The sequence below is a fragment of the Patescibacteria group bacterium genome (assembly GCA_041675205.1).
GTDB lineage: Bacteria > Patescibacteriota > Patescibacteriia > GWA2-46-9 > GWA2-46-9 > JBAYUF01.
The window spans coordinates 1-4,272 of the sequence record JBAYUF010000018.1 but is presented as its reverse complement, the minus strand read 5'-3'; the positions used below and the strand labels follow the sequence as shown (position 1 = coordinate 4,272).

The 4,272-nt window shown below is 46.7% G+C and carries 5 protein-coding genes; all 5 read right to left on the bottom strand.

What is annotated here, in order from left to right; all coding sequences use genetic code 11:
- A partial coding sequence (locus WC052_05805; protein ID MFA7287149.1) for a hypothetical protein occupies positions 1 to 492 on the bottom strand: 492 nt, incomplete at its 3' end.
- Positions 464 to 1,552: a hypothetical protein gene (locus tag WC052_05800; GenBank protein ID MFA7287148.1), complete on the bottom strand. Its 1,089-nt coding sequence runs from the start codon at positions 1,550 to 1,552 to the stop codon at positions 464 to 466. The genes WC052_05805 and WC052_05800, both read right to left, overlap by 29 nt.
- A 3-nt stretch (positions 1,553 to 1,555) precedes the next feature.
- Positions 1,556 to 1,864, bottom strand: a complete 309-nt coding sequence (locus tag WC052_05795) for a hypothetical protein (protein ID MFA7287147.1) — start codon at positions 1,862 to 1,864, stop codon at positions 1,556 to 1,558.
- A 3-nt stretch (positions 1,865 to 1,867) separates the two neighbouring features.
- Positions 1,868 to 3,805 carry a BRCT domain-containing protein gene (locus tag WC052_05790; GenBank protein ID MFA7287146.1) on the bottom strand — a complete coding sequence of 646 codons (1,938 nt, stop codon included), beginning with the start codon at positions 3,803 to 3,805 and terminating at the stop codon, positions 1,868 to 1,870.
- The coding region (locus WC052_05785; GenBank protein MFA7287145.1) for a hypothetical protein at positions 3,802 to 4,272 on the bottom strand (471 nt) is incomplete at its 5' end. The genes WC052_05785 and WC052_05790, both read right to left, overlap by 4 nt.

Sequence of the window (4,272 nt, the reverse complement as noted above, 5' to 3'; positions counted from 1 at the left end):
TTTCTCTGCCTGCTTTTTAACAGCATCTACAATCACAGGCGTGTTCTGCCGAATTGCTACGCTGCTTTGCTTCAGGTCGGCATCTTTGATTTGATCAACAGCTTCCAAACTAGCTTTGTTAATCACCAAAGCATTCGACTTGTTATGGTCGGAAATATCCTTGGCAATTCGGCGGCGATCTTCCGCTTTTTTCTGCATGTATTCTTCGGTGGGTTTGGTACGACCAGAATCCACTTTCTGAACGATTGTCTTTTTGCTGTTGACGATGTTTTTCAAATGGCCGCTGAAATCACTGGCGTCCACATCACCGTCTTTATCCCCTTTACCAGCCATTAGGAAGCGGTGGCTAGAATGAGGATACAACTCGATGTAACGTTTACGCGTGGCGTTAGGCAGCTTCAAAAACTCTGCCTTCGACAAACGTTTCCGCCACGTAGATTGATCCTTGTGGCCTTCGTCGTCTTTAAACGCCCAAGCAAGTGCTATAAACATGGAAGGCATCCTGTACTTTTTGCTGAAGCAGTAGAATGTCAGCGCGAAGTGCCTCAGTCATGGGTGCATCAGGTTTCTGAAATTCACGCATGATTTTAATCGCTTCACGAAGATTCCCTGCTTGCTGGTAACTCGCCAGCAGCATGTGACGGCACCAAATCGGGCCATAATAAGCATCCGAGTAAATCATTCGATAATTCGGACGTTCGATGGTGAGTGCCGTGCGCAAACTTGCGATGGCATGTTCGTATTGTTTGTGTTTGAAATAAAACGCAGCCAAATCACAATGTGATTCACGAATGTCAGAACAGTATTGCACTGCCTGTTTGTACCACCATTCAGCGTTGTAGTAATCCGTACACATGCTGCCAATTTTACGAGCTGCATCGGATTTGAATGGAGCGTATGTTTCAAGCTCCAAATATTTCCGGTACAACGCATCGGCCATTTGCCAGTTCTGCATCCCGTAATACTCACGCGCCAAATACGACGCAGAACGTGCACAGGTTGGGTCATCTTCGTGAGCCATTTTCAACAGGTCGAAATAATGACCCGGTGCTTTTGCTTCACCGTAATGAACGCAGGCCAGCGTGATATCTTGCGTTGCGGTTCCTTCAGGCACGGTTAAAACTTCGTGCACTGGATACTGCCATGTACCAATTCCGCGCCGAGTAATTGCCATACGCGGGTAGGAAATTGTTACGTTCCCTTGATCGTCATGGTCGAAAATCAGCGTGTAGTTTGCAGCATCGCACGTGAATTGTTCTTCGATGATTTCGCGCCATCCATTCATCAGCAATTCATCAAAATCCAACGAAATAAGCACGTCGAATTCTTCAGGTACAAGGTTCATCGCCTCGTTACGTGCGTGGTCGAATCGGAACGGTTTGTGTGCGGACATTTTACTGACCGTTGCACCGCCCTGTTCCAGCAAAGAAACTGTGCCGTCTGTACTGCCTGTATCCAGTACAAAGATCCCATCTGCATCCTTGAGATTTTCCAGCCAACGAACCACGTTATGGCTTTCGTTTTTCGCAATTGCGTACACGGCAATTTTCATTTTTTAAGCAGCTCCGTCGTGTTGTACGACGCACTCAATCAATCCCTCTATCAGATGTAGTGCGCCTTCAACATTTGGCGCAGCCGTAACCTGTTCAGGCCACTTGGCTGTGCGGTAATGGCTTTCGCCTGTGATGTGTGCAATTCGCCACAGATCGTCGCGCTCAAGGGTGACTACGGCCAGACCAGCACCATAAAGCATCACACTAATGCGAGCGGGAGTCCCTTCTTTTTCGTGGTGTTCAACAACCAAAACATCCTTTGGAAATTTACGGCTGTTGCGCAGCTCATGAACTCGGGCGGAAATGTTCATTGATTAAATCCTGTTAGTCTTTCGGAATTGGGCTATTGTAATAATAGGAATCCCTTTGCTAACAGCAGCTTTCGTTTTATCGTTACTAGCGCTTTCGTCTTTCACAATCAATGATGTTGCTTGATTGACTGTCGTTGCGATCTTGCCACCATTTGCAATAATCCACGCTTGTACTTCAGCGTCACGAATCGACGTGAACAGAATTCGTTGGCCGTCCATCTGGTTGCCTACAATTTCCTGTTTCTCGGCTGCTGCTAAGGTGATCCCATTACGTTTGCAAAACTTATTAAATGTTTTCAGGTTCTCGGCAATCTGTTCGGCGAGTTTATCCAAACCTTTAACGGTCTTGACCATCTTCGTCAATTCTTCAACAGATTTATCCGCATGATCCATAAAATCTGGCACGGTTTCCATAAGCGCAGTGAGACGCGAAGGGCCAATACCTTCACCGAAAGCGGCTGATCCACGGGCGACATTCAAAAACGTCATACGCGGCTTACAGGCTTTCAATGCTTTGTGTAATTGTGCGCCGCTTTTATCGGCAAAACCCGGTAGGCTTTGCGCTTCGATACGCGACATTTTCAGAATCTTTTTAACGGTGTCATATCCTGCGTCAACGAGGACTTGCACGCCGCCACGTTTGAGGCCGTCTACTTCCAGTTCTGAGAAGAAATGGGCTAGCTCCTTGACCACACGTGTATTTGTTTTCTGCGTTTCAACAACCACAAGATGCACACCTTTTTTCTTGTAAGCACCTTCTGGTTTAGATGCGGTTTTCGCACCCTTGACTACCTGCATTATGTAGGGGATTACGTCGCCACTACGTACAGCAAGAATGACTGCGCCTTTATTGATCGGGCGCGGCTCATAAGGAACCGGCTCGCCTTTCTTTTTCGGCTTCAGATGCCCATGTTCGATGTAATAGTTATTGTGTCCTGTGAAGAACGTAACCAAAACACCGCCTATTACTGTTGGCTCGATCATGATTCGTGGGAACCATTTGCCATACCGTGTTTCTTCCCATATGACTTCTTTAACCACAACGCGCACAGCAGTTTCGAGACTGTTGATTTTGAAGGCGTATGCGTAGTCAGGATAACCCGGTTCAATTTTATACGGTTGGTTTTTGGCAACAACGATGCCGTCAATATCGCGCTTGGCTTTCTTCTTGCGCTCGTTGTGTTTTTCGGTCATGAATTCTTCGTCGATTGCGTCAACGACTATGTAAGGCACAACATCGAAACCATACTTCTTCAGAAGCTTTAGCTGGTCTTCTAATTTGTGCCCTGCATTTTTACCCAACAGAATCTCGTAGCAAACGACACGAAACAGGGCAATACACGGTGCTGGTACGTCGCGGTTAAGAAGTCCACCGGCTGTGTTGCGACCAGTTTTATCGTCCGGGAAATGCGCTTTAAACACCTTGGTATCAATGGTGAATTCAGCACGCACCATAAAGCGCTTTTTGTACGCGATGCTTTTAGGAATGTTCAGATACGGAATGACTTTACTCACATCCTTTCCGACCAATCCCGTTTCGCCACGGGTTGTAGCCAAAACAGGAACGCCACCGTCATACGTAATCGCCAAACTAATCCCGTCTTCCTTGTCGGAAATGACGTAGCTTGATGCACGCATAAAGATGGCTTGTTTTGCAGAGGAAACAGTTCGGAATTTGTCCAGACTATTCATCGGAACTTCAAGGGTGATGTCAACGTTCTTAACACCGCCCACTTTCTTCGCCGGTTTCTTTTTGCCTTTCCAATAATAATCGTGCATCAGGTCGTATTGTTCATCCGACAATGGCGACTCTTGTTCAGGGTCGCTGTAACGGGCTTCCAATTCGTCGATTATTTGTCCGAGTTCTTTCCGTGGCATAGACTTAGCAAACCCCAGCGGATTTGCTTTCATCGCACGCTTTTGTATTGCCGTGAATTTCATATACGTTTTCCAGCAGTGAGGTCACGTTCTACGGCTTCGTCACGAATATTATCGAATTTAGGCCCGCTCATAACTCGATCAGGTGTAACGGTTTTCATTTTCCGTAGGTCTTCACCGGCTGGCACTCGATAGTTATGCAACGCTTTAGTTTCAAGGTTGTATACCAACAGATTATCAGACAAACCTTCTTCTTCGACTGCGACGATTACCCATTCAACACCTGCTTTGGTTTTGAGAACCAAACCGTCTTCTGCATAAACTGCGTCTTCGTCTTCGATTGTTTCGCCTGTTTCTTCGTCGTGTTCTTCGTCGAGTAAATGATCCATATCGGGGTCATCTTCCTCTTCGCCAACGTCTGTTTCAAGGGCCGGTGCACCCTGTGAATTTACAGTTTCTTCGTCTTCCATTTCGAATTCATCTGGCGGATTAAGCAAGTCTTCTTCGTCTTCTGGTTCAAAGTCAAACGC